Origin of the sequence: Kribbella sp. NBC_00662, from assembly GCF_041430295.1 — a bacterium.
Classification (GTDB): Bacteria; Actinomycetota; Actinomycetes; order Propionibacteriales; family Kribbellaceae; genus Kribbella.
In genome coordinates this window covers 7,659,962-7,680,735 of the sequence record NZ_CP109029.1, presented here as the reverse complement: position 1 = coordinate 7,680,735, position 20,774 = coordinate 7,659,962, and the positions used below count along the sequence as shown (strand labels likewise).

23 protein-coding genes are annotated in these 20,774 nt (G+C 67.9%); 13 read left to right on the top strand and 10 right to left on the bottom strand.

Annotated elements, in window-relative coordinates; all coding sequences use genetic code 11:
• From OHA10_RS37725 to OHA10_RS37705, 5 genes are all read right to left on the bottom strand, one after another.
• The gene (locus OHA10_RS37725) at window positions 1-594 is read right to left on the bottom strand and encodes a GNAT family N-acetyltransferase (RefSeq protein WP_371403585.1); all 594 of its coding nucleotides are present in this window, start codon (window positions 592-594) and stop codon (window positions 1-3) included.
• Window positions 595-637: 43 nt separating this feature from the next.
• On the bottom strand, window positions 638-1,009 hold the full coding sequence (locus tag OHA10_RS37720) for an MBL fold metallo-hydrolase (RefSeq protein WP_371403584.1): 372 nt from the start codon (window positions 1,007-1,009) through the stop codon (window positions 638-640).
• 31 nt (window positions 1,010-1,040) lie between these two features.
• Window positions 1,041-1,400: an MBL fold metallo-hydrolase gene (locus tag OHA10_RS37715; protein WP_371403583.1), complete on the bottom strand. Its 360-nt coding sequence runs from the start codon at window positions 1,398-1,400 to the stop codon at window positions 1,041-1,043.
• A 77-nt stretch (window positions 1,401-1,477) separates the two neighbouring features.
• Window positions 1,478-1,723 carry an antitoxin gene (locus OHA10_RS37710; protein WP_371403582.1) on the bottom strand — a complete coding sequence of 82 codons (246 nt, stop codon included), beginning with the start codon at window positions 1,721-1,723 and terminating at the stop codon, window positions 1,478-1,480.
• A gap of 132 nt (window positions 1,724-1,855) precedes the next feature.
• The gene (locus OHA10_RS37705) at window positions 1,856-2,080 is read right to left on the bottom strand and encodes a hypothetical protein (protein ID WP_371403581.1); all 225 of its coding nucleotides are present in this window, start codon (window positions 2,078-2,080) and stop codon (window positions 1,856-1,858) included.
• Window positions 2,081-2,234: 154 nt separating this feature from the next.
• On the opposite strand from OHA10_RS37705, the gene miaA reads away from it, so the two are divergent.
• From miaA to ggt, 4 genes are all read left to right on the top strand, one after another.
• Window positions 2,235-3,212 (top strand): tRNA (adenosine(37)-N6)-dimethylallyltransferase MiaA, encoded by a 978-nt coding sequence (gene miaA / locus OHA10_RS37700; RefSeq protein WP_371403580.1) that lies wholly within the window; start codon window positions 2,235-2,237, stop codon window positions 3,210-3,212.
• Window positions 3,199-3,708, top strand: coding sequence for a SigE family RNA polymerase sigma factor (locus OHA10_RS37695; protein WP_371403579.1), 510 nt, complete (start codon window positions 3,199-3,201; stop codon window positions 3,706-3,708). The genes miaA and OHA10_RS37695 overlap by 14 nt, the downstream gene beginning before the upstream one ends.
• A gap of 12 nt (window positions 3,709-3,720) precedes the next feature.
• Entirely contained in the window at window positions 3,721-4,413 is a 693-nt protein-coding gene (locus OHA10_RS37690; protein WP_371403578.1) for a hypothetical protein, read from the top strand.
• Between the two features lie 72 nt (window positions 4,414-4,485).
• Complete coding sequence (gene ggt, locus OHA10_RS37685) at window positions 4,486-6,291, top strand: gamma-glutamyltransferase (RefSeq protein ID WP_371403577.1); 1,806 nt, start codon at window positions 4,486-4,488, stop codon at window positions 6,289-6,291.
• 28 nt (window positions 6,292-6,319) lie between these two features.
• Here ggt and OHA10_RS37680 read toward each other — a convergent pair whose 3' ends face one another.
• A complete protein-coding gene (locus OHA10_RS37680; protein WP_371403576.1) occupies window positions 6,320-7,402 on the bottom strand; it encodes a M20/M25/M40 family metallo-hydrolase in 1,083 nt (360 codons plus the stop codon).
• 68 nt (window positions 7,403-7,470) lie between these two features.
• Here OHA10_RS37680 and OHA10_RS37675 point away from each other — a divergent pair, with 68 nt between their 5' ends.
• Genes OHA10_RS37675 through OHA10_RS37660 form a run of 4 tightly spaced genes read left to right on the top strand, consistent with a single transcriptional unit; the run spans window position 7,471 to window position 11,451 of the window.
• A complete protein-coding gene (locus OHA10_RS37675; RefSeq protein WP_371403575.1) occupies window positions 7,471-8,136 on the top strand; it encodes a hypothetical protein in 666 nt (221 codons plus the stop codon).
• On the top strand, window positions 8,129-8,773 hold the full coding sequence (locus OHA10_RS37670) for a MurR/RpiR family transcriptional regulator (protein ID WP_371403574.1): 645 nt from the start codon (window positions 8,129-8,131) through the stop codon (window positions 8,771-8,773). Before OHA10_RS37675 ends, OHA10_RS37670 begins: the two co-directional genes overlap by 8 nt.
• Window positions 8,763-9,893 carry an o-succinylbenzoate synthase gene (gene menC, locus OHA10_RS37665; protein WP_371403573.1) on the top strand — a complete coding sequence of 377 codons (1,131 nt, stop codon included), beginning with the start codon at window positions 8,763-8,765 and terminating at the stop codon, window positions 9,891-9,893. The genes OHA10_RS37670 and menC overlap by 11 nt, the downstream gene beginning before the upstream one ends.
• Before the next feature lie 10 nt (window positions 9,894-9,903).
• Complete coding sequence (locus OHA10_RS37660; protein WP_371408029.1) at window positions 9,904-11,451, top strand: amidohydrolase family protein; 1,548 nt, start codon at window positions 9,904-9,906, stop codon at window positions 11,449-11,451.
• On the opposite strand, the gene OHA10_RS37655 is transcribed toward OHA10_RS37660, so the two are convergent.
• The gene (locus OHA10_RS37655) at window positions 11,441-11,689 is read right to left on the bottom strand and encodes a hypothetical protein (protein ID WP_371403572.1); all 249 of its coding nucleotides are present in this window, start codon (window positions 11,687-11,689) and stop codon (window positions 11,441-11,443) included. The genes OHA10_RS37660 and OHA10_RS37655 overlap by 11 nt on opposite strands.
• A gap of 136 nt (window positions 11,690-11,825) precedes the next feature.
• Between OHA10_RS37655 and dapF the strand changes: the two genes are divergently transcribed.
• Together dapF and hflX are read left to right on the top strand one after the other, a co-directional pair.
• Window positions 11,826-12,668 (top strand): diaminopimelate epimerase, encoded by an 843-nt coding sequence (gene dapF / locus OHA10_RS37650; protein ID WP_371403571.1) that lies wholly within the window; start codon window positions 11,826-11,828, stop codon window positions 12,666-12,668.
• Between the two features lie 82 nt (window positions 12,669-12,750).
• Window positions 12,751-14,232, top strand: coding sequence for a GTPase HflX (gene hflX, locus OHA10_RS37645; RefSeq protein ID WP_371403570.1), 1,482 nt, complete (start codon window positions 12,751-12,753; stop codon window positions 14,230-14,232).
• Window positions 14,233-14,286: 54 nt separating this feature from the next.
• On the opposite strand, the gene OHA10_RS37640 is transcribed toward hflX, so the two are convergent.
• Complete coding sequence (locus tag OHA10_RS37640; RefSeq protein ID WP_371403569.1) at window positions 14,287-16,665, bottom strand: immune inhibitor A domain-containing protein; 2,379 nt, start codon at window positions 16,663-16,665, stop codon at window positions 14,287-14,289.
• 189 nt (window positions 16,666-16,854) lie between these two features.
• Here OHA10_RS37640 and macS point away from each other — a divergent pair, with 189 nt between their 5' ends.
• Both macS and OHA10_RS37630 read left to right on the top strand, forming a co-directional pair.
• Window positions 16,855-17,979 carry a MacS family sensor histidine kinase gene (gene macS / locus OHA10_RS37635; RefSeq protein ID WP_371403568.1) on the top strand — a complete coding sequence of 375 codons (1,125 nt, stop codon included), beginning with the start codon at window positions 16,855-16,857 and terminating at the stop codon, window positions 17,977-17,979.
• The gene (locus OHA10_RS37630) at window positions 17,976-18,608 is read left to right on the top strand and encodes a response regulator (protein ID WP_371403567.1); all 633 of its coding nucleotides are present in this window, start codon (window positions 17,976-17,978) and stop codon (window positions 18,606-18,608) included. Before macS ends, OHA10_RS37630 begins: the two co-directional genes overlap by 4 nt.
• Before the next feature lie 77 nt (window positions 18,609-18,685).
• On the opposite strand, the gene OHA10_RS37625 is transcribed toward OHA10_RS37630, so the two are convergent.
• Window positions 18,686-19,363, bottom strand: coding sequence for a hypothetical protein (locus tag OHA10_RS37625; RefSeq protein WP_371403566.1), 678 nt, complete (start codon window positions 19,361-19,363; stop codon window positions 18,686-18,688).
• 170 nt (window positions 19,364-19,533) lie between these two features.
• Between OHA10_RS37625 and OHA10_RS37620 the strand changes: the two genes are divergently transcribed.
• Complete coding sequence (locus OHA10_RS37620) at window positions 19,534-20,118, top strand: dihydrofolate reductase family protein (RefSeq protein ID WP_371403565.1); 585 nt, start codon at window positions 19,534-19,536, stop codon at window positions 20,116-20,118.
• Window positions 20,119-20,175: 57 nt separating this feature from the next.
• Here the strand turns inward: OHA10_RS37620 and OHA10_RS37615 are convergent, their stop codons facing one another.
• Window positions 20,176-20,433 carry a hypothetical protein gene (locus OHA10_RS37615; protein ID WP_371403564.1) on the bottom strand — a complete coding sequence of 86 codons (258 nt, stop codon included), beginning with the start codon at window positions 20,431-20,433 and terminating at the stop codon, window positions 20,176-20,178.
• Window positions 20,434-20,774 lie beyond the last annotated feature (341 nt).

The window sequence follows — 20,774 nt, the reverse complement described above, 5'->3', positions numbered from 1 at the left end:
CTAGACACCTACCGTCTTCGTCATCACGCAGTGGTTCTTGCCTTTGGGGCGCAGGTACGTGAAGCCGGCCTGTTCGAAGAGGGAGCGGGTGCCGTTGTAGAGGAAGGAGGCGGTGATCTTCTTGCCGCCGGTGTCCTGGGGGTAGGTCTCGACGACGCCTCCGCCGGCTGCCGCGATCAGGTCGAGCGCGCCTTGGAGGGCCACTGCTGAGACGCCTTGGCGTCGGTAGTTGCGGTCGGTGAAGAAGCAGGTGAGGCGGTAGTCCGGTGGGCGGTCCATGCCGGCCTCGTATTCCTTGCGGTGGTTGATGTTCGGCAGCTCGGCCGGCGGGCCGTACTCGAGCCAGCCGACCGCGAGGTCACCGTCGAACACGAGCGCCGCGTGCGCACGCCCCTCCACGACCAGGCGGTGCTTGAGTTCGCGGTTGCTTTCCGCCTCGAACGTCTTCTCTTCGTGCATGGTGTGGAAGTACGTACACCAGCACCCGCCCCACACCCCGTTGTGCCGCTCCGCGAGCGCCGCGAACGCATCCCACGTGTCGGGCCCGAGCGCCCGGACCGTCAACTGCTCGACGTCCACCTTGGTCTTGGCCATGAGCTGAGAGTACGGCGCTATCCGGACGATCCGCGTCCGGAAGTCAGATCACATACGTCGCGCCGGGTACGGCGTACTCGACCGGACCCTCGAACCGGGTCGCCGCCCGAGCGGCCGCCTCCGCCGGAGCGATCGACCGCCCCACGTGCGTGACGATCAGACGGCCGGCTCCCGCCGCGGTCTCTCCTGCTTGTTCGGGCGTGTGGTGCCCGTCTTCGGTGCCGTCGGCCTCACACAGCAGTACGTCGCAGCCGTCGGCCAGCTCGCTCAGCGCGGTGCAGGGCGCGCTGTCGCCGGAGTACACGAGCGATCGCCCCGCACTCTCCACGCGTACGGCGAATGCCGGCATCCCGTGCTCCACGGCACGAGTGGTGAGCTGGACCGCGCCGATCGCTGCCTCGTGCCCGTCGTACAACTCGGTGATCGCGAACGCCGACTCGATCGGACTACGCGTCGGTCCGTGAGAAAGCCGGCCAACCGCTCGGCGATCCCCGCCGGCCCGTAGAGCGGGATCGGCGCGCGCAAGGTGATGTCGGCGTACAGCGCCCGTAGTACGCCGTCAGCAGGTCGGCGCTGTGATCCGCATGCAGATGCGAGATCCAGATCGCATCCAACTCGTCCAACCGCACATACCGCTGCAACTCCCCGAGCGTCCCACTCCCCGCATCCACCCAGATCCGCGTCTGACCCGCACTCACGAGATAACCGGAACACGGGTTGTCCACAGCCGGATACGGCGTCGCACACCCAAGCACCGTGAGGCTGAAAGGGAGGCTGAAAGGGAGGCTGAAAGGTCCGTCGCTCATCGTCGGATGCTAGGTGCCCACTCACCTAGTACATGGCGAAGGGCCGCAAGCTGTGCGCTTGCGGCCCTTCGGGGAGATCAGGCGGACTGGTTCGGCTTGTCCGGGATGTCGTCGTTCTGGCCGTCCAGGTTGTCCAACCCTTCCTTGGCCTTCTCGACGCCGGTGTCGATCTTGTCGCCGTACTTGCCGCCCGTCTTCTCGTCGACGAAGTCACCGGCCTTGTCCAGACCTTCACCGACCTTGTCGCCGTGCTCGTTGACCAGGTCAGTGGCCTTTTCCTTCAGGCCCTCGGCCTTGCCCTTGAACTTGTCGAAGATGCCCATCTCGGGGGCTCCCATTCCTGCGTAGTTGAGTGCTTACAGACAGCTAGCGGTGATCTTCGCACCTGCAACGCCGGAACTGTGGGATCTCCGCGAGCGCCATGCTGAAACGACGCCGGACAGTTGTCGAAAGTGTCAGACGCCGTCGCCCGACGGTTCCGACTCTACGTCGCCGCCGCTGTCTTCACCCTCGTCGCCGGTGGATTCGACATCGCCACCGCTGAACTCGACGTCCCCGCCGCTCTTCTGCGCCTCGACATCGCCGCCGCTGCGCTTCGCGGCCGCCAGGTCGTCGACCTCTTCCCCCAGGCCGAGCGCGTCCTTGGCCGCGTCCGACTCTTCTTCGAACCCGTTCGTCACGTGGTTTCCTCCCGTAGAAATGTTTCCAGCTCCAGGTGTTCTTACCGAACACGCAGGGTCATCCACAAGGTCGGCCGACACCTCTTGGCGAACTCTTAGAGTGACGACCGGGGCGGTCGGGCGGGGAAGGAGTGAGCACTGCCAGACTGGAGCGATGTCCGATCCACTCGTCGTCGCGGTCGTCGGCCCCACCGCGGCCGGGAAGTCCGACCTGGCCGTCGCGCTGTCCAAGCACCTGGGCGGCGAGGTCGTGAACGCCGACGCCATGCAGGTCTACCGCGGCATGGACATCGGTACGGCGAAGATCAGCACGGCCGAGCGCGACGGCGTACCGCATCATCTGCTCGACATCCTCGACGTCACCGAGACCGCGACCGTGGCCGAGTTCCAGCAACTCGCCCGTGCGGCCATCGACGACTGCATCGACCGGGAGCGCACCCCGGTTCTGGCCGGCGGATCGGCGCTCTACATCCGCGCGATCCTCGACGACTTCGTCTTCCCGGGCACCGACCCCGAGGTCCGCGCCCGCCTCGAGGCCGAGCTCGAGGCCCACGGCTCCGGAGCACTCCACGCCAGGCTTCAAGCGACGGACCCGAAGGCCGCCGAGCAGATCCTGCCGAGCAACGGGAGAAGGATCGTCCGCGCGCTCGAGGTCGTCGAGATCACCGGCGGCCCGTACGTCGCCACGCTGCCCGAGCACCGCTACGTCTACCCGGGCGCGATCCAGCTCGGTCTCGACGTACCGCGGCCCGAACTGGACGCGCGGATCGACCTCCGGGTGGACCGGATGTTCGACGCGGGATTCGTGGCCGAGGTGCGAGGTCTGCTGGACAAGGGTTTGATTGAGGGGAAGACGGCCAACCGCGCACTCGGGTACTCGCAGGTGATCGCGTTGCTGAACGGTGAGATCGACGAAAAGCAGGCCCGGGAACGGACCGCCCAGGCCACGCGCCGGTTCGCGCGCCGGCAGGACTCGTGGTTCCGTAAGGACCAACGCATCAGTTGGCTGCAGTACGACGACCCCGATCTGGTGGAGAAGGCACTTCGAGTGCTCCGTAGAACTGAGTTGGCCCAGGGCAACCGCAGGGGGACCGGCGGCGTAGTCGGGGTGGAAACGAATGCGAGGGGGTGACCGTGAGGCCGAGTTCCGTGAGTACCTGCTCGCGGACCGCACCAGGCTGATGAGGACGGCGTTGCTGCTCACCGCGGGTGACGTGCACACTGCCGAAGATCTGGTCCAGACCGCCTGCACGCGTGTCTACGTGCACTGGCACCGGATCAAGCACGAAGGCGCGGGCCCGTACGCACATCGCATCCTGGTCAACGCCTTCCTGGACGAGCGCCGCCGGGCCGGTCGCCACCCTGAGGTGGTGACCGCGGAGACGCTCGAGCCGCGACTGACCGACGTACCTGACCAGACCGACACCCTCGCCATCCGGGACGCGTTGCTGGATCTCGCGCCGCGGCAACGGGCGGTGCTGGTACTGCGGTACTTCCAGGACCTGGATGTCGCGACCTGCGCACGGATCCTGGAGTGCACCGAGGGCACGGTGAAGAGTCAGACCGCGAAGGCGCTGAAGCGGTTGAAGGACCTGATGTCGGAAGAGACGGACCGGAAGACGGGGTAGCTGAGAACACCGATGGATGACGTGAAGAGGCTGTTGGAGGGCTTCGCGGATCGCGCGGCCGAGGCGCTGCCGGATGCTGACATCGAGGCCGATGTCACTCGCGGCCGCCGCGCGCTGCGCCGGATCAAGCGCCGGCGTCGCGTCACCGGTGTGCTGTGTGTTGCCGCGGTGTCGGCGCTCGCGCTCGCGATCGGCAACCAGGTGAAGTGGTGGGGCAACAGCACCGAGGTGGCCGGCGGCACCGGCGAGACCGAGACGACCGCCTCCGCGTCCTCGACGCCTGCGACGGCGCCGGCGGCCGAGCCGTCGAAGGGCGAGACGATGTCGATGTTCGGGGCGTCCGTCGTCGAGCTGGTCGCCAACAAGCAGCCGTGGAGCACGATCGACTGCACGCTGACCCCGAAGGGCTGGAGCGCGGAGACCCCGATCGCGGCCGACCGCGTCGTACTCTCCCAGCCGGCGATGCGTACTGCGGACACCGCCGCCAAGGTCGTCCTGCAAGCGGCCCCGCAAGCACGCAGTCTGTCGGCGGTCCGCGTCACCGACGGCAGCGGCAAGACGTTCCACATCGGCACCCTCGATGGCCGGCTGACCGGTCAGGTGAAGCTGGCCGACCAGTGGCTGCTGGTGGAGCTCCCGACGGGCACGGTCGAGTGGCCCGACGACGTACTGCGACGTTTCATGGACTCCTGCACGGTGCACTAGTACTGGCGTGAAGCCCTTCTGTGGGATAGCAAGGGCATCTGTCCATGTTGCCGACGCCCCGCGGGAGTACTGGTGAAGAAGCTGGTCGCATCGCTGTCTGCAGGTGCCCTTGTTCTGGCTGGTCTGAGTACGAGCGCCGCCGCGAATCCACCGAAACCGCCGGTGAAGACCCCGACCGCGATCGGCTTCGGGGGAGCGGTGTCCTCGGTCGACGCGGACGCGACGGCCGCCGGGCTCGGCGTACTGCGGCGCGGTGGTAACGCGGTCGACGCTGCGGTCGCGACCGCGGCCGCCCTCGGTGTGACCGAGCCGTACTCCGCCGGCATCGGCGGCGGCGGGTACTTCGTCTACTACAACGCCAAGACCCGCAAGGTCTCCACGATCGACGGCCGCGAGACCGCGCCCGCGACGATGCCGTCGGATGCCTTCATCGACCCGGCGACCGGCAAGCCGTACAACTTCACTCCCGAACTCGTCACGTCGGGTGTGTCCGTCGGAGTCCCCGGCACGCTGGCGACCTGGGACTCGGCGCTGCGCCAATGGGGTTCGCTGTCGCTGGGCAAGGCGCTCACGCCCGCGGCCGATCTGGCCGATCGCGGTTTCGTGGTGGACAGCACGTTCAACCTGCAGACGCAGGAGAACAAGGCCCGCTTCTCGGCGATCGTGCCGACGGCCAAGCTGTTCCTGCCCGGCGGTGACGCGCCGAAGGTCGGCACGGTGTTCAAGAACCCGGAACTCGCCGACACCTACCGCATGCTCGGCAAGAAGGGGCTGTCGACCTTCTACGGCGGCGCTCTCGGCGCGGAGATGGCCGCCGTGGTCAAGAACCCGCCGAAGACCTCGACGACCACGCTGCCGGTGATGCCGGGGTACATGACCACCGGCGACCTCAAGAACTACAAACCGCTGGACCGCGTCCCGACGAAGGTCCGCTACGACGGCCTGGACGTCTACGGGATGGCTCCGTCCTCGTCGGGCGGCACCACGGTCGGCGAGGCGCTCAACATCCTGCAGCCGAAGCATCTCAAGCAACTGAGCACTCCGGACTACCTGCACAACTACCTCGAGGCATCCGCGCTGGCGTTCGCGGACAGAGCGGCGTACGTCGGTGATCCTGCGTTCGTGAACGTGCCGACCAAGGAGCTGACCTCGCGTGGGTTCGGCGCCGAGCGGTCCTGCCAGATCGACCCGGACAAGGCAGCCGTCAAGCCGGTGCCGGCCGGATCGCCGGACGGCAGGTACGAGCACTGCGCGAAGGGCGTCGCGACGACGCAGCGGCCCGACACCGAGGGGCGGTCCACGACGCACCTGGTCACCGCCGACAGGTGGGGCAACGTCGTCTCGTACACACTGACGATCGAGCAGACTGGTGGCAGCGGCATCACCGTCCCCGGTCGCGGGTTCATCCTGAACAACGAGCTGACCGACTTCTCCGCGGTCTACGACCCCGCCGACCCGAACCGGATCCAGCCGGGCAAGCGGCCGCGGTCCTCGATCTCGCCGACGATCGTGCTGCGCGGCGGCAAGCCGTACATCGCCCTCGGTTCGCCGGGCGGCTCGACCATCATCACGACCGTCCTGCAGACGCTGACGAACCGCCTCGACCGCGGCATGACCCTGCCCGAGGCGATCGCCGCACCGCGCGCGTCGCAGCGCAACACCGCGTCGGTGACGGCCGAGCAGTCCTTCATCGACAAGTACGGCGCGGCACTCGCGCCGTACGGCCACACGTTCACGCCGGCCGGCGCGCCCGGATCCTCGGCGGCCGAGATCGGTGCGCTCGAGGGCCTCGAGTTCCTGCCCGGCGGGGCGATCCTCGCCGCCGCGGAGCCGACGCGTCGCGGCGGTGGCTCCGCCGGGGTCGTGTGGCCCAGATAACGGGCCAGATAACGGGCCGGATCGTGGGCTAGAGAGTGCTGATGATCGCGGCGACCAGGGCGACTCGTTCGCTCAGGCTCGCCGCGATGATCTGCTCGTGGACGGCGTGGGCGCCTTTGCCAACGGGGCCCAGGCCGTCCAAGGTCGGGATGCCGAGCCAGCCGGTCAGGTTGGTGTCGGCGGCACCGGAGGCGGCGGCGCCGCCGACCTTCTGGCCGACGGAGCGACCTGCCTCGATCACCTTTGTCAGCAGTTCGTCGGTGGCCGGCGACGGCTGCCACGCCGGCCGGTTCGACATGACCCGCACACTCAGCTGTGCGGCTCGGACCGGCTGCAGTTCGGTGACCGCGGCGAGGACGGCTTCCTCGGTCGACGGATCGACGAAGCGGAATCCGATGTCGGCCGACGCGGACCCCGGTACGACGTTCGTCCGCCCACCACCCGTGATCGTGCCGACGTTGCACAACACCTGGTCGTACTGCGCGACGATGCCGCGAACCGCGATCAGCTGGTCGACGAGCTCGTCGATCGCGGAGACGCCGCTGTCGGGGTCGAGCGCGGCGTGCGCCTCGCGGCCGGTGACCTCGATGCGCACCCGGGTGCTGCCCCAGCGCGACGTCTTGAGATCGCCGTTCGGGTGCGGCGGCTCGAGTCCGAAAGCGGCGTACACGCCTGTTGCCTCGGCCGTCACCAAGGCGCGGGCGGACGGCGAGCCGACCTCCTCGTCGGCGACCACGATGACTCGCACCGGTCGGTGGTCCTGGTCGGCGACCTGTTCGAGCGCAGTTTCGAGGACGACGAGTCCGCCCTTCATGTCGAAGACGCCGGGGCCGCGGATGATGCCGTCCGCCTCGCGCCATGGCATCGCGTCCGCGAGCTGCCCGACCGGCCAGACGGTGTCGTGGTGGGCGAGGAACAGCAGCGGCGCATCGCCTTCGCGACCCGGGAAGTCCGCGACCAGGTGGTCGCCGGTCGGCGTCGGCACCCGACGGACGATCGCGCCGAGTGCGGCGTACCGCTCGGCGAGGCGGTCGGCGAAGGCGTTCAGCGCGGCCGCGTCACCGGTCGGGGTCTCCGCGCCGACGTACTCCTGGAGTCGCTCGATGATCATGGATAGTCAACGTATCATCATCTGATCACCGATTGACTCCCTTGAGAACAATGGGATCTACTCAAGATATGAATCGTATCTCCGAGGTGAGCTTCCGCGCGGTCTCGCTCACCACGGCGTCCAGGTTCGCCGAGGCCTCGGAGTTGTACCGCGCGGTCTTCGGCTACCTCGACCCGGCGTACGGGCTGAATCCGCGGCTGCTCGGCGCCCTCGCGAGCAACGGGGGATCGGTGGTCGGCATCCTCGACGGGACCGACAAACTGGTCGCGTTCGCGTACGGCTTCTGCGGCACCGACCGGCGCGGTTTCTACCACTACTCGCAGTCCGCCGTGGTCGCGGCCGACCAGCAGGGGCACGGCCTCGGCCGGATGCTCAAGCACGCCCAGCGAGAGGTTGCCCTGAGCCACGGTATGTCGCGGATGCGCTGGACGTACGATCCGATGCAGCTCCGCAACGCGCACTTCAACCTCGACGTCCTCGGCGCCCGCGGTCGATGGTTCGCCCCGGACATGTACGGTCCGGGCACCGACCGCGTGATCGTCGAGTGGGACCTGACCCGTGAGCAGCCCAAGCCCGTCGACGAGGCCGAGCTGACCGAGTTGGTCCTGCCGGCCGACCCGGCCGAGCTGCGCACGTCGTTCGAAGCGCTGCTCGCCAAGGACCTGGTCGCCGTCTCGTGCCGCCGCCTGCCGGACGGGAACGGCGCCTACTACTTCGGGGCGGCCGATGCCTGACGATCCCCGCAACCGCGAGCTCGCCAGCCCTCATGAGCGGTACGACGCGCGCCTGCAACGCCGGTCGTCGACGCTCCTGCAGCGTCGCGTGGTCGAGCAGGAGCGGGCCTCGATCGACGAGGCCCTCGACCAGATCCTGACCGACGAGTCGATCGCGCAGGCAGCCGCCCGGATCGTCGCCGCCCGCCGGCGCTTCATCGTCGGATCGGCGAAGTCGTTCTCGTACGCGTCGTTGCTGGCCTTCGACCTCGGGGCCGGCCTGTCGCAGGTGACGTTGATCGACGGCACGGTCGTCCGCGGCGTCGACGTACTGTCCGATGTCCGGTCCAACGACCTGATGGTCGCGTTCTCGTTCCGGCGGTACCGGCGCGACACGGTCGAGATCGCGACGCGGTTCGTGGAGGCCGGTGGCGAACTGGTCGCGGTGACGGACTTCGAGGACGCGCCGCTGGCCAAGATCGCCGACCAGAGCATCTACGTCGCGACCGGGAGTGCGTCGTACGTCGACTCGCCGACCGTCGTCGCATCCGTGCTGCATGTGCTCGCGACGCTGACCACCGCGAGCGCGAAAGGCGCGCGGCGACGCTTGCTCGAGCGCGACCGGCTGAACACGGAGCTGGGGCTTTATGTCAACTGAACTCAGAATCGTCGCGGCCCGGCTACATCGGGTCCGGATGCCGCTGGTGCACGAGTTCCAGACCAGCTCGCACCGCAAGGCGTTCCTCGATCACATCCTGGTCGAGCTGCAGGACGCGTCCGGCGCGATCGGCTGGGGCGAGATCGCCTCGTCCTCCGATCCGTACTACGCACCCGAAACGGTCGAGTCGTGCTGGCACATCGCCTCGCACTACCTGCTGCCCGCGGTCCTGAACCAGCCGTGGACCCACCCCGCCGATCTGAGCCGTCGCTGGTCGAAGGTCCGCGGCAACAACTTCGCCAAGGCCGGCGTGGACACCGCCGTCTGGGTGCTGTACGCCGAGACCCGGTCCATGCCCCTGGCGACAGTTCTCGGCGGGACGCGGTCCGAGGTCGTTGCCGGTGTCTCGCTCGGCATCGAGCCGTCGATCGACGATCTCCTCACCCAGGTCGCCGCCCAGGTCGCCGCCGGCTACCCGCGGGTGAAGCTGAAGATCGCCCCGGGCTGGGACATCGAGCCGGTCCGCGCCGTGCGTGCGGCGTACCCCGGGCTCGATCTGCATGTGGATGCCAACGGCATCTATACCGCCGACGATCTGAAACTCTTGCAGCAGCTGGACGAGTTCGGGCTGACGATGATCGAGCAGCCGTTCGCGCCTCGCGACCTGCTCACGCACGCCGAGCTGCAGCGCACGATCGAGACGCCGGTCTGCCTCGACGAGAGCATCGAGACGGTCGACGACCTGGAGACCGCGCTGGCGCTAGAAGCGCTGCAGGTCCTGAACATCAAGGTGTCCCGGATGGGCGGCCTGACCCCAGCGCGTGAAGCGCACGACCGGGCGCGCGGCGAAGGCATCCCGGTCTGGTGCGGCGGCATGCACGAGTTCGGCATCGGCCGGCTCGCGAACGTCGCACTCTCCAGTCTCGAGGGGTTCACCCTCCCATCGGATGTGTCCGCCTCGGAGAAGTACTACGCCCGGGACGTCGTCGAACCCGCCGTCGTCGCGGTCGAAGGGGTCGTACAGGTGCCCGGGGCAACCGGTCTCGGTCACGTCGTGGACCGCGCGCTGATCGAGGCGAACACCGTCGCCGAGCTGACCCTCGGACCAGAACAGGAGTGACTCGGTGCGGATGACAGGCCGGGTGGCACTGACCGGCGGCATGATCGCGGACGGGATCGGCGCCGAACCGGCGCCCGGGACCGTGCTGGTCGAGGGCGATCGCATCGCCGCCGTACTCCCACCCGGTGCGACGCCGTCCGGGGCAGAGGTCATCGATGCCACAGGCAACATTGTCGCACCGGGATTCATCGATCTTCACTCACATGCGGATTTCAGTCTGCGCACAAGTCCGGCCGCCGAGTCCCAGCTCGCGCAGGGTGTGACGACGCTGGTCGCGGGCAACTGCGGCTGGTCGCCGTTCCCGATCACCGACCTGGCGACCTTGCAGGCGGGTACGGCGTTCCTCGGACCGAAGCACGACTGGTCCTGGAACGATCTCGCCGGCTTCGCTGCAACGTTGGATTCCGCGGTGAACCTGGCCCTCCAGGTCGGCCACTGCACGCTCCGGATCGCAGTGATGGGGAACGCGCGGCGCGCGCCGTCGCCGGACGAGCTGCGGCAGATGCAGGACCTGCTCCGAGCAGCCGCCGATCAGGGCGCGGTCGGGTTCTCGACCGGGCTGATCTACGCGCCGGGCGCCTACGCCTCACCGGAGGAGGTCGCCGCGCTCGTTGCCACCGCCGCCGAATGCGACCTGCTCTACTCGACCCACATCCGCAACGAAGGCGCCGGCCTGCTCGCAGCGCTGGACGAGGCCATGTCAGCCGCCCGTGCCGGCAACGCGCGCCTCGAGATCTCCCATCTGAAGGCAGTCGGCAAGGTGAACCACGGCCTGGTCTCCGCGGCGCTGGAACATCTCGAGCAGGCTGATGATCTCGACATCGGCTGGGACGCCTACCCCTACACCGCCACCAGCACGACCCTCACGACCCGCCTGCCCAGCTGGGCTCTGGCCGACGGCGCGCTCCTCGACCGCCTGGCAGACCCGACCGAACGCGACCGGATCGCCGAAGCCCTGCGCTCCGACAAACTGCTCTCGCCGGACTCGGTCGTCATCGCGTCACTGCCACCCGGCCGCTACGAGGACAGCCGCGGCCTCAGCCTCACCGAGATCGCCCGGCGCGACGACGTCGACGCCGCCGAGATCGTCCTGCGCATCCTCGAGAACCACCAGGCCGCGGTCAGCGTGGTCAACCACGCGATGAGCGAGGACGACGTGATCACCGTCCTCCAACACCCTGGTACGGCGATCGCCAGCGACGGCTGGATCATGGACGCGACCGGCTCTGGCCACCCGCATCCGCGCAACTTCGGCACGTTCCCCCGGGTTCTCGGCCACTACGCCCGCGACCTCGGCATCTTCTCGCTCGCCGAAGCGATCCGCCGGATGACCTCGCTCCCGGCCGCCCGGCTCGGCCTCTCCGACCGCGGCACGATCAAACCCGGCGCAATCGCCGACCTGGTCGTCCTCAACCCCACCACGATCGCCGACATGTCGACGTACGACGACCCCTGGCAACTGTCCGTCGGCGTCGAACACGTCCTGGTCGCCGGTCAGCTTGCCCTGGTTGACGGCAAACCCACCGGTCAACTGCCGGGCCGAGTCCTTACTTCTTGAAGCGCTTAGGTTCCTGGGGCAACGGCACCGGGGCGGTGCTCGGAGCGTCCGCCGCAGTCTCGAGCCATCCGTCGTGCTCGGCCACCACCCGCTCGACATCCTGGCCCGCCGTCAGCTCGACGACCCACGGGTGGTCCTCGTCGTCGTCCTCACCGTGGAACCGGCCGCGAAGAACCTCCCCACCCAGCCGCTCGGCGACCGCGGCGGCATCGTCCCGCTCCCAGAAGTACGCGATCATGCCCAAACGGTACGACCCGGACCTGCACCACTGACCAACGCCGCTCCGGGCGCCCGCCCGTTCGGCGGCTGAGCGTGCGCGAGCCCGTTGACCGACGGTTGCTCAGTGGCGGACGTCCGCCCCGTACGCTTCTCCCATGAGCACGTTTCCCTGGTTGAAGGGTCATGGCACGGAGAACGACTTCGTGATCCTGCCTGATCCCGACGGTTCGCTGCACGGCGAGCTGGACTCAGACCTCGTCCAGTTCCTGTGCGACCGCCATGCCGGCCTCGGCGCGGACGGCGTGCTGCGGGTGATCCGGGGCGACAAGCAGTCGTACGTCGAGGACGGCGGCGACTGGTTCATGGATTACCGGAATGCGGACGGTTCGATCGCAGAGATGTGCGGGAACGGTGTCCGGGTGTTCGTGAAGTACCTCGCGGACGCGGGCCTGATCGACGACAAGCCCGTCCGCGTGGGCACCCGCGCCGGTATCAAGGCGGTCGCGCAGAACGACGACGGCACGCTGACCGTCGACATGGGCGAGCCGACGCTGCCGGGCCCGTCCGGGATCGTGGTGGAGGCCAACGGTCACCAGTGGCCCGCGGTACATGTCGACATGGGCAATCCGCACGCGGTCGCATTCGTCGACAACCTGGACGAGCCCGGAAACCTGTGCGACCAGCCGACCTGGTCGCCCGATTCGGCCTTCCCGCACGGCGTGAACGTGGAATTCGTCGTACGTCGGGGTGCTCACGACGTGCAGATGCGGGTCCATGAGCGTGGTTCGGGGGAGACCCGGTCCTGCGGGACAGGTACCTGCGCCGTGACCGTGGCCGCGGCACGACAGGCCCGTGACGAGCTTCCGGTGACGTACCGCGTCGGCGTACCGGGCGGTGAAGTGAGCGTGACGTGGCGTGCGGACAACCACTTGGAGCTGACCGGACCGGCCGTTCTGCATGCTCGCGGGGACTTCGATCGGGCCTGGCTTCCCGCCTGAGGGGAATCTCGGTACTGCGTGGGGCGTTGACGGAGGTAAACGGGTCGCTTGTACTGGAGGCCCGTGCCACCATGGAAGGTATATGACGACCCATTCACATGCATACGACGAGACCACCGACGTCGAACTTGACCTCATCGAGGGCGAGGACTCCGGCGATTCGTTGTCGGGTCACGATGAGTATGACCACGAACTGAGCACCGAGGGCCTCGACCTGGAGGAGCGCCAAGCGCTTCGCCGTGTGGTCGGGATGTCCACCGAGCTGACCGACATCAGCGAGGTCGAGTACCGCAAGCTGCTGCTCGAGCGGGTGCTGCTGGTCGGCGTCTGGACCGAGGGCAGCGCCGAGGACGCGGAGAACTCGCTGGCCGAGCTGAAGCTGCTCGCCGAGACCGCCGGTTCCGAGGTGCTCGACGGCGTGATCCAGCGGCGGAAGAAGCCGGACGCCGCGACGTTCATCGGCTCCGGCAAGGTGTCCGACCTGCGCAACCTGGTCGCGTCGCTCGGCGCGGACACGGTGATCGCCGACGGTGAGCTGGCTCCCGCGCAGTTGCGCAACCTGGAGGACAAGCTCAAGGTCAAGGTGGTCGACCGGACCGCGCTGATCCTGGACATCTTCGCGCAGCACGCGAAGAGCAAGGAAGGCAAGGCCCAGGTCGAGCTGGCCCAGCTGCAGTACATGAAGCAGCGGCTTCGTGGTTGGGGTGGCAACCTGTCCCGCCAGGCCGGTGGACGCGTCGGCGCGGCCGGTGGCGGTATCGGTGGTCGTGGTCCTGGTGAAACCAAGATCGAGACCGACCGGCGCCGGATCAACACCAAGATCGCCAAGCTGCGCCGCGAGCTGAAGAGCCTCAAGGGCAAGCGTTCGACCTTGCGCCAGGAGCGTCGCCGCAACCTGGTCCCGTCGGTCGCAATCGCCGGTTACACCAACGCCGGCAAGTCCTCGCTGCTCAACAAGATCACCGGCGCGGGCGTGCTGGTCGAGGACGCGCTGTTCGCGACCCTCGACCCGACCACCCGCCGTACGACGGCCTCGGACGGGCGCGTGTACACGCTGACCGACACCGTCGGGTTCGTCCGGCACCTTCCGCACGACATCGTCGAGGCATTCCGCTCGACGCTGGAGGAGGTCGCGGACGCGGACCTGCTGCTGCACGTGGTCGACGGTTCACACCCCGACCCGCTGGCGCAGATCCAGGCCGTGCGCGAGGTGCTCGCCGAGATCCACGCAAGCGACGTGCCGGAGATCATCGTGATCAACAAGGCCGACCTGGCCGATCCGATGGCGCTGGCACCGATCCTGCACCGCGAGCCGCACGCGATCGTGGTGTCGGCCCGCACCGGCGAAGGCATGGACAAGCTCCGCGAACTGATCGAGGACGGCCTGCCGCAGCCCAACGTCGCCCTCGACGTCCTGCTGCCGTACGACCGCGGCGACCTGGTCTCCCGGATCCACTCCGAGGGCTCGGTCGAGCAGCTCGAGCACACTGCTGAGGGCACCCGCGTGACGGCCCGGGTCCACCCGGCCCTGGCCGGCGACCTGACGCCGTACGCAACCGCCTGATCCACCAACAGAACAGCCCCCGGAGATTTTCTCCGGGGGCTGTTGTGTGTGTTGCTACTTGCGCTTCGAGACCTGGACCTTCATCGACGTGCCGGTCTTGGAGACGACCTTGATGTTGACTCCGTTGTTCGGGACCTTGACGCTGCTCGTCGGCTGGTCCGCGGTCCAGTACGACTTGCTGTCGTTGAACGTCTGTACGGCGTTCTGGCCACGGATGTAGCTCGCCTGCCCGTTGACGTGCAGGGTGAACGAGTCGGCCTTCTCCAGGCCGAACGGCGCGTCGTACGCCGCGACCCGCGGGCGCCAGATCTGGCCGTCGAGGCGGTTGATCGGCGTCGGGTGTGAGTCGATCGGCAGGATCAGGCCCTCACCCGGGTGCTCGTTGGTGTTGTTGTCCTCCTGCGAGGTGTCCCAGTACCAGATCAGCAGACCGTCCTGGTACGGGAAGTGCTCGACCTTGTCGGCCAGCGTGCTCGCCCAACCGAAGTTGTACGGGCCGGTCTGCAGGTTCTTGTCGTAGTCGATGTAGTTGATGTTCGACGCCAGGTAGTAGTTGTCGTGCTGGCTCGTGTACGACGAACCCACCGCGCTGAACCCGTTCAGCGTCCAGCCGTCCGGTGAGGTCTCCGCGCCGGAGTTCACCACGGTGGTGGAGCCCGACGTCACCTTGATGTCGTCGGCGAAGAAGCCGATCCCGCCGGCCGCCGGGTCGGTGGCGTAGCGGAACTGCAGCGTGATCGTCTTACCGGCGTACGTCGACAGGTCGAACGTCGCCGGGACCCAGCCGTTGCTCTTGCCGTCGATCCCGTTGCCTTCGGCAGCCTTCGTGATGTTGCCGGGGACCGTCTTGAAACCGGTGCCGTCGTTGACGTCGACGTACGCGTAGTCACAGGCCGTCGTACCGCAGTCCTCGATGTCCCAATTGGCCTGGAACGTGAGGCTCGCGGGCTGACCGGCCGGGAGCGTGACCTGGCGGCTCATCGTGTGCGTGAAGTTGTTGCCCTGACCGCTCCACCAGTCCTTGGTGCCGGCGCTGGGCTGGACCAGTTGGTGCTCGACCTGCTTCTTCGGCAGCGTCACCACCAGACCCTGGGCCTTCTTCGAGTTGTACTCGTGCGGGCCGAGGTCGACGGTGCGGTTCTGGCCGGCGGTGACGATCTCGTAGTCCAGCCAGCCGAGCTGCAGCTTGTCCCACGCGTTGAAGTCGGCCGCCTGCTCGCCGATACCGCCGTCGCTGGGCTTGCTGACGCGGCTCTGGGACATGATCGTCCACCAGTTCACGCCGTTCTCGACGGCCGCACCGGAGGTGTCGTACTCGTCCGGCAGACCGAGGTCGTGGCCGTACTCGTGCGCGAAGACGCTGATGCCGCCGTTCTCCGGCTGGATCGTGTAGTCACCGACGTACAGGCCGGTGTCGCCGATCTGCGCGCCGCCGGCGGTCGGGCTGGTGACCGGGCCGCCCGGGAACCCGGCGTACCAGCGGTGCGACCAGATGGCGTCCTCACCCTGCCACGGGTCGCCGTCGGCCTGGTCGCCGCCGGAGTGGACGATCTGGAAGTGGTCGATGTACCCGTCCGGCTCGTTGAAGTTGCCGTCACCGTCGTAGTCGTAACGGTCCCACTGGTCGAACGTCTTCAGGTCCGCGGTGATCTGCGCCTTGGTCCGGCCCTTGGCCTCCTGGTCGGCGACCCACTGGTTGACCGCGTCCTGGATCAGGTTCCAGGTGTTGTTGCAGACGTTGCCGGTGCACGGGTAGCCGTTCGAGCGGCCGTACCGCGCCTCGTTGTACTTGACCTTGACCCAGTCGGTGACCTCGCCGGACACCGAGTACCGGCCGGACGACTGCTTCTCGTAGTACTTCTTCAGCGAGTTGCCGTTGCCGAAGTACATGTCCTGGAAGTGCTGCTGGCTGTAGTCGGCCTGCCAGACGGTCGAGTTGTCGACCGAGCGGTCCGGCGCCGGGATCTGGTTGTGCAGCGGCCCGTCGAAGCGGGCCGGGCCCGGGAACGCCGCCGAGGTGTCCTGGTCGGGGTAGTTCGGGTGCCGCTCGTTGCCGAACTCCGCGAGTACGACGAAGATCCGGTCGGTCTTCTCCCGGCTGAGCTCGACGTACTGGTCGACCTTGCCCTTGGCGTTCTTCGTGCCCTTGGCACCGGCGGCCTTGGTGCCGACCTTGACGACGGTGCTGCCGTTGCGCTGCTCGGGCGTGGCCTGTCCGTTGATGACCTGGGTCAGGGCCTCCTGCCGCAGCTCGCGACGCTTGTCCTCCAGCGGGCTGGACAGTTCGTCCGGTGCAGGCGCGGCCTCGCTGGCGATCGGCGCCGACCCTTGCTTGGGCGGTGTGGCGGCGTTGGTGGCCGAGGCAGCGGCCAAGCCGAGCCCGGTCGTCGCCGCCAAAGCCAGGCTGAACAGCCCGGCGGGTAGCTTGCGCACGATTCCCCTCCGTGTCTTGATAACGCAGTGTGATCGAAGCTCCCCCGAGCGTGTTTTGCGCGAGAGTACGGGGAAAATCCGCTCAGCTGAAGCGGAAGCTGAGGAAAAGCTGTGAAGGTGCGGGGAAACCTGCACGTTGAGTAGTAGGGCTCACGTGCCGCGCTCGGAGTCCTTGGCAGACTGTGGCGCGTGGAGCGCGAGACGGTCGACCTGCTGCAGCCGCTGTGGCGTGCGCTGGTGGTGTTCCGCATCATCACGTGGGGCTTCGCCTGCCTCGGCGTGTGGACTCGGTGGGACGGCATCGTCCGGCCCACCGGTGCCGTACTCCAGCTGGCCGTGATGGGAATCTGGACGCTGATCTCGTCGCTCGGCTACAGCAGACGCTGGGGCCGCCGCAATACCCGGCTCGCGTTCGCGGACCTGATCATCACGGTCGGCTGCATGTACGCGACCCTCTGGGCGCAGCCGCTGATCGACATCCGCGGAGGAGCCTCGGTGCTGACCTCGGTCTGGGTGGCCGGTCCAGTCCTGGCGCTGGCGATCTCCCGCGGCCGCGACGGCGGTCTGCTCGGCGCCGCGACGATCAGCCTGGCGCTGTTGTCGCTGCGCGGTGTCGACAACGCGTCGAAGATCCTCAGCAACGTGCAGTTGTTGTTGGTGGCCGGTCTGGTCGTCGGGTACGCCGCGTCGACCATGCGGCGGGCGGGGGACCGGCTGCGGTCGGCGATCGCGGCAGAGAGCGCGACGGCCGAGCGGCTGCGGCTGAGTCGCTCGATCCACGACGGCGTACTGCAGGTGCTGGCGCAGGTCCAACGCCGCGGTACGGCGATCGGCGGCGACGCGCTCGAACTCGCTCACCTGGCTGCCGAGCAGGAGGTGGCCCTGCGCACCTTGATGTCGGCGCGGCCGGCCGTTCTCGCAGACGGGGATCGCGTTGATCTGTGTGGGTTGTTGTTGCCGTTGGCCACGACGCGGGTGGACGTCGTCGTACCGGCGGCGCAAGTACTGTTGCCCGCGGCCACCGCTGACGAACTGGTTGCTGCGGTCAAGGAAGCGCTGAGCAACGTGTCCAAACATGCCGGCCCGGAGGCGCGCTGCTGGGTGGCGGTGGAAGATCTGGGCGACGAGGTCGTGGTTACTGTCCGGGACGACGGAGTCGGTACGACGCCTGCCCGGCTCGAGCAGGCCCGCGTCGACGGCCACCTGGGGGTCAGCCAGTCGATCCGCGGCCGGATCGCGGACCTGGGCGGCACAGTCGCAGTACGCACAGCGCCGGGCGAAGGAACCGAGTGGGAGTTGAAGGTAGCCGTATGACGCGTGTGATGATCGTCGACGACCATCCGATGTGGCGCGAGGGAGTCGCGCGCGACCTCGGCAGCCGCGGGTACGACGTGTGCGCCACCGCGTCGGATGTGGCCGGCGCGGTGAAGATCGCGCTGGCGACCCGTCCGGATGTGGTGGTGATGGATCTGCAGCTGGGCTCCGGCTCAGGTGTGGACGCGACTCGGGAGATCACGACGGCGCTGCCCGACACCCGGGTGCTGGTGCTGTCCGCCAGCGCGGAGCAGGGCGACGTACTCGCGGCGGTGAAGAACGGCGCGTCAGGGTATCTGGTGAAGTCGGCCTCGCTGGACGAGTTCGACGACGCCGTACGCCGTACCGCCGAGGGTGATGCGATCTTCAGCGCAGGGCTGGCCGGGCTGTTGCTGGGGGAGTATCGCCGACTGGGAGCCGGCGGTCCCGAGGTACCGAAGCTGACGGACCGCGAGACCGAAGTACTGCGGTTGGTGGCCCGCGGCCTGACCGCCAAACAGATCGCCACCCGCCTGGTCCTCTCTCACCGCACCGTCGAGAACCACGTCCAGAACACCCTCCGCAAACTCCAACTCCACAACCGAGCCGAACTCGTCCGCTACGCAATCGAACACGGGCTGGACGAGTAGCCCGCGCGCGTGTAGCCCCCGCGTGCTACGCAGCCGCTTCCTTCGTCTCTTCGCTCCTCAGCGCGCCTGCACCGGTGTCAGCCGAGTGTCGGGGGCGTGCGGGCCGCGTCCGGAGCGGTGTGCCTTGCAGCGCGTAGTACTCCGATGACTGCTCCGACCAGCCACAGTGCGAAGGCCGCTGACGCCATGCCTCCGCTCCAGAAGCCGGACAGGCACAGTGCGGCGACGACGTACGACAACCAGACGGCCCACCTCGGGAGGACGTGAGCCTGCTGGGTGATGCGGGTCGTGACGGCGACCACGACGCCGCACCCGATCAGCCCGGTGAGTGCGACGACCTGCCCTGCCATGCCTAGCGCGCGGACTGTGTTCGGGTCCGCGGTGAACTCGTCCGACCAGGCTGCGAACGCACTCCCCGTATCGAGTGAGACGCCGGTGATCATCAGTCCGCAGAACAGCGCCGCGGCCGGCACGATCACGTGGGTGAGCGGATCGCCGCCGGACAATCGGTCCAGCACTTGGCGCAGACCAGTGGCAAACCACAGCAGCAGCGCGACACCGGCAGCGAGCACGGGCAGCCCGGCTCCGGCGGCGGCCTGCCTGCCGTCGTCGTTCAGCCTTGCGAGGATGTCCGAGTCCGACATGCTCGGATCATCGACGCCAACCAGGTACCCCAGCGCGACCGCGGCAACGAGCAGGGCAATCGATCCGGCACCCGCCCACCCAGCTCGCCGAAGTGCTCGTGACTCGTCCATCCCGCCTCCCCACGGGTCGCCCAGCGACGCGAACTGGAGCCAGTCCGAGTGTGCACCCGCTCCGGGCAGCCGAGAAAGTGCGAAAGGGCGATGTCGGATCGCGGCCGATGTCTTCGTGGTAGGTATGAAGGCCGCCGACGACGGCGCCCACTGAACTCGAGGAGAGCACCATGAGCGCCACCTTTACCTTCGACATCTTCTCCAGCTTCGACGGCTACGGTTCCCCGACCGGCTCGTTCGGCGGCTACTGGGGGAAGCAAGGCCCGGAGTTCCTCGATCACCGCTTCGCGCAGTACGGCGAAGAGCAGCGGCTGGTCCTGGGCGGCAGCACGTATCGCCTGTTCGCGGCGATGCTGGCCTCGAGCCCCGCGGGGGCGGAGGTGTTCGACCCGTGGGTCACCCGGATGACGAAGCTGCCGACGACGGTCGTGTCGAACACGTTGGAAGGACCGCTCGACTGGCCGGACGCGACCGTACTGAGCGGCGACCCGGTCGAGGCCGTTGCCCGGCTCAAGGAGGAGTCGGACCTGCCGCTGCGCTCCCACGGCAGCCTGACGCTCAACCGCACGCTGCTGGCTGCGGGTCTGGTCGACCGCGTCCAGGTGACGATCTTCCCGGTCATCAACAGCCGCAGCCAGACCAACGACAACCGGATCTTCGAGAACACCGGCGACTTCGACCTGGAGCTGATCGAGAGCCACACCTTCGACGGCCACACCCAGCAGCTCGTCTACCGCCCCACTCTGCACAGCTGAGTCCGCGGGTGGCATCCCACCACCGAGAGGATGCCACCCGCGGTTCAGCCGTCTAGCTCATTCCTCCCACTGGAACTGCCAGCCCGGAGCGCAAGGCCACTCCGGGGCACAGGTCGAGTCCGGATCCCGGTACCAGACGTCGGACACGGCGTACCCGTAGTGCCGGTACATGTTGTGCTTCTGGATGCACTCGTCCTGGGTTGCGCAGGTGACGGTGTGGATGGACTGCGTCTGCGCCTGAGCAACCGTCGCCCCACCGGCAACCACAGCCACCGCGGCCGCCCCCATCGCAACCATTCGCCCGATCGATCTCATGAAACCGCCTCTCACGTCGCGAACATATCGTTGCCTTATGCAACTCTTCGTCACGCTAGTGCCGGATCCGCCGCCCCATCAATCGATTCGACCCCAATGGAAACCCGTGTAACGAACTGGTGCTGTGGGCAACAACTACCGGTGGTCCATCGACAACCGACCGAGACCTCCCGACCGCCCGGTTCGTGATAACAGGCAGCAGTGCGGGAGAGAAAGACGATCACCCGCGACCCAGTCGCTTGTGCATTTGTTCGTCGTACCGGTTGAATGGCGTCCGTACACTGTGCGTCCACGCTTGCGTGGGTGCTCTCTGTCACGACATCCGCACCGCGGGTGCCCAG

Bases quoted from the DNA above. Each gene is read 5' to 3' on its own strand.
- dapF (WP_371403571.1), top strand. From the start codon at position 11,826: ATGAGCACGTTTCCCTGGTTGAAGGGTCATGGCACGGAGAACGACTTC.
- OHA10_RS37690 (WP_371403578.1), top strand. From the start codon at position 3,721: ATGGATGACGTGAAGAGGCTGTTGGAGGGCTTCGCGGATCGCGCGGCC.
- OHA10_RS37710 (WP_371403582.1), bottom strand. From the start codon at position 1,723: ATGGGCATCTTCGACAAGTTCAAGGGCAAGGCCGAGGGCCTGAAGGAA.
- OHA10_RS37630 (WP_371403567.1), top strand. From the start codon at position 17,976: ATGACGCGTGTGATGATCGTCGACGACCATCCGATGTGGCGCGAGGGA.
- OHA10_RS37620 (WP_371403565.1), top strand. From the start codon at position 19,534: ATGAGCGCCACCTTTACCTTCGACATCTTCTCCAGCTTCGACGGCTAC.
- OHA10_RS37675 (WP_371403575.1), top strand. From the start codon at position 7,471: ATGAATCGTATCTCCGAGGTGAGCTTCCGCGCGGTCTCGCTCACCACG.
- OHA10_RS37615 (WP_371403564.1), bottom strand. From the start codon at position 20,433: ATGAGATCGATCGGGCGAATGGTTGCGATGGGGGCGGCCGCGGTGGCT.
- OHA10_RS37680 (WP_371403576.1), bottom strand. From the start codon at position 7,402: ATGATCATCGAGCGACTCCAGGAGTACGTCGGCGCGGAGACCCCGACC.
- OHA10_RS37670 (WP_371403574.1), top strand. From the start codon at position 8,129: ATGCCTGACGATCCCCGCAACCGCGAGCTCGCCAGCCCTCATGAGCGG.
- OHA10_RS37715 (WP_371403583.1), bottom strand. From the start codon at position 1,400: ATGAGCGACGGACCTTTCAGCCTCCCTTTCAGCCTCCCTTTCAGCCTC.
- OHA10_RS37695 (WP_371403579.1), top strand. From the start codon at position 3,199: ATGCGAGGGGGTGACCGTGAGGCCGAGTTCCGTGAGTACCTGCTCGCG.
- OHA10_RS37725 (WP_371403585.1), bottom strand. From the start codon at position 594: ATGGCCAAGACCAAGGTGGACGTCGAGCAGTTGACGGTCCGGGCGCTC.
- miaA (WP_371403580.1), top strand. From the start codon at position 2,235: ATGTCCGATCCACTCGTCGTCGCGGTCGTCGGCCCCACCGCGGCCGGG.
- menC (WP_371403573.1), top strand. From the start codon at position 8,763: ATGTCAACTGAACTCAGAATCGTCGCGGCCCGGCTACATCGGGTCCGG.
- OHA10_RS37655 (WP_371403572.1), bottom strand. From the start codon at position 11,689: ATGATCGCGTACTTCTGGGAGCGGGACGATGCCGCCGCGGTCGCCGAG.
- OHA10_RS37625 (WP_371403566.1), bottom strand. From the start codon at position 19,363: ATGGACGAGTCACGAGCACTTCGGCGAGCTGGGTGGGCGGGTGCCGGA.
- hflX (WP_371403570.1), top strand. From the start codon at position 12,751: ATGACGACCCATTCACATGCATACGACGAGACCACCGACGTCGAACTT.
- OHA10_RS37660 (WP_371408029.1), top strand. From the start codon at position 9,904: ATGACAGGCCGGGTGGCACTGACCGGCGGCATGATCGCGGACGGGATC.